This window comes from Tepidanaerobacter sp. EBM-38, from assembly GCA_001896545.1.
Classification (GTDB): Bacteria; Bacillota; Thermosediminibacteria; order Thermosediminibacterales; family Tepidanaerobacteraceae; genus Tepidanaerobacter.
Genome location: MPOT01000052.1, coordinates 1 through 2,497, shown reverse-complemented (window position 1 = coordinate 2,497; position 2,497 = coordinate 1). Strand labels below are relative to the sequence as shown.

Below are 2,497 nucleotides of genomic sequence, written 5' to 3'. Positions count from 1 at the left end.
TTTCTTGCCTTCTTCTATTTCGCAAAGACCTGCTGCACCTTTTTTCTTAGATTCGGCAAGTTTTTGAAAGTTTCTCTCGTTATAGAGGTTATTTATTCTATCATCAGTTACTTGAAAATTTAGTCTTAGAGGTCTTTCTACAACTATCTTCCAGTAGCCAAAGTCTTCGTTGTCAAAAATCTTGCAGTATTTGTTTTCCCTAAATTCTCCGTATATCCGTGCAATTTCCTGTATCTGTTCTTCGCTGATTTCATTTCTCTTGTTGCCAAGGCTTTTTCTCATCTTTTGGTAAAAGTCTGCTGCATTTACCAGCTGTATTTTCCCTGTTCTTACAGGGCCTTTCATCAAATCATTGTTTTTGCGGTTGGTTACTATCCAAATATAGGTAGAAATGCCTGTATTATAAAACAGCTGATCAGGTAGAGCAATAATTCCTTCCAGCATATCATTTTCAATTATCCAACGCCTTATTTCTGATTCCCCCGAACCTGCATCTCCTGTGAATAAGGGTGAGCCGTTGAATATAATGGCAATGCGGCTGCCTTTTTCATCTTGCTTCATCTTTGATATTAAATGCTGCAGGAACAAAAGAGAACCATCTGATATCCTGGGAAGACCTGCACCAAATCTGCCGTCAAATCCTTCTTTTTCATATTCTTTGCGGATAAACTTTTCTGCTTTCTTCCATTCTACCCCAAAAGGGGGATTTGTCAGCATATATCTAAATGTTTTATCCTTGTGCCCATCTTCTGTAAAACTGTCACCTAAAATAATGTTGTCTGCATCCTGCCCCTTTATGAGCATATCAGATTTGCAAATGCTGTAGGACTGCGGATTTATCTCTTGACCGAATAATTCCACCTGTATGCCCGGGTTTAGTTCTTTCAAATATTGTTCGGTAACCGAGAGCATACCGCCGGTACCGGCACAGCAATCATAGACAGTTACGACAAGACCCGGAGTTGTCAAACTTTCCTTATCCTCATTTAAAAGTATATTTACCATAAGCCTTATAACTTCTCGAGGCGTATAGTGATCACCAGCTTCAGCATGTTCGGAAAATCTTCTTATAAGTTCCTCGAATATATAGCCCATCTCCGTATTGCTTACCACATCAGGATGTAAATCTATCTTGTTAAACTCAGATACAATAAGATAGAGCAGGTTATTATCATTAAGTTTTGTAATCTGCTTGTCAAAATCAAAATGTTCTATGATTTCTCTGGCATTCTTTGAAAAACCGTTGATATAGTTTCTTAAATTGCTCGCGATGTTATCAGGGTCTGCCAGTAATTTTTCAAAATCATATTTGCTTGTATTGTTAAATTTCTGTTTCGATATTTTATTCAAAACAGGGTCCATATTTTGAAGTCCTGTTTTCTTTAAAGCTTCATATGCTTTCAATACTTCTTCCTTAGTTTCTGCCAAAACACAGTCGAATCTTCTAAGGACAGCCATCGGGAGAATCACATCTCCATACTGCTCTTTTTTGTAAGGACCTCTTAAAAGTTCCGCTATGGTCCATATAAAATTAACCTTGTCTTGAAAGTCAGTCAAATATATCACTCCTGCTGCATGTATTATCGATTTTCAATTTCAACTTATCAGATTAGACATCAGTACATACCGAATTATATCAAGTTATATGTTAATATTCTATATTTTTTTGAGTTTTCCTTTGTTTTGGGTATTTGGTCAGGTTATGGGGAAAAGTAGTTTACTAGATAAGTTTGTGGAGAATTTTTCTCATAAAAAAGCACCTAGAAAGTAAAATTGTTTACTTCGAGGTGCTCATAAAATCCACTTTCTTTCTATATTTCTATGGCAGAGGTGAAATAGCAACAGGACAAAGGTCAGCAGGGCTAGGATATCCAGGAGGATATTGAAAGCAGGGGACCCTATGATGGCGCCTTTGAGCATGTCGGTTCCATAGGTCAGCGGCAGGCAAAAGGAGATAAGTCTTAACGGGGCAGGCAGTTGGTTGATTGGTATAAACAGTCCGCATAAAAACAGCATGGGAAACCTGAAGAAGTTGGAAAAGGTCTGTGCCTCGAAAACTTCCTTTGCCGATACGGCAATAAATAGGCCTATTAAGGCAGAAGTTGCCGCAATGAGAAAAATCGCAACAAGTACTGCCGCCCAATTTATTTTGCTCAAATCTATAAAGAAAGCTGCAAAAACAGCCGGCACAAAGGCATTGATTATCCCGAATATTACTGCGCCGGATAATTTTGCAAGAACCATCATGTTAAGGCTTATTGGAGCAAGGAGCAGTCTGTCAAAGGAGCGTCCTTTTTTCTCAAAGGTAATCGTAACAGCCAGCATTGAGGTTGTTCCAAACAGCACGCTCATTGCCATTAGTCCCGGCAGCAGTTCTATTATTTCCACATGTTCGGGCGAGCGGAGAAGCTGCATTAGCGTCCAAGAAACAGGAAAGATGATTCCCCAGCTGATGTTAGGCGGTTTTAAATAATAGTTTCTAACATCTTTTTTTAAA

2 protein-coding genes are annotated in these 2,497 nt (G+C 38.6%); both read right to left on the bottom strand.

What is annotated here, in order from left to right:
* Window positions 1-1,557: class I SAM-dependent DNA methyltransferase (locus tag BUC45_RS05700; protein WP_296970918.1), on the bottom strand; the 1,557-nt coding region annotated here is incomplete at its 3' end.
* A 234-nt stretch (window positions 1,558-1,791) separates the two neighbouring features.
* Window positions 1,792-2,497 (bottom strand): ABC transporter permease (locus BUC45_RS05695; protein ID WP_296970917.1); only part of this gene is annotated, 706 nt, incomplete at its 5' end.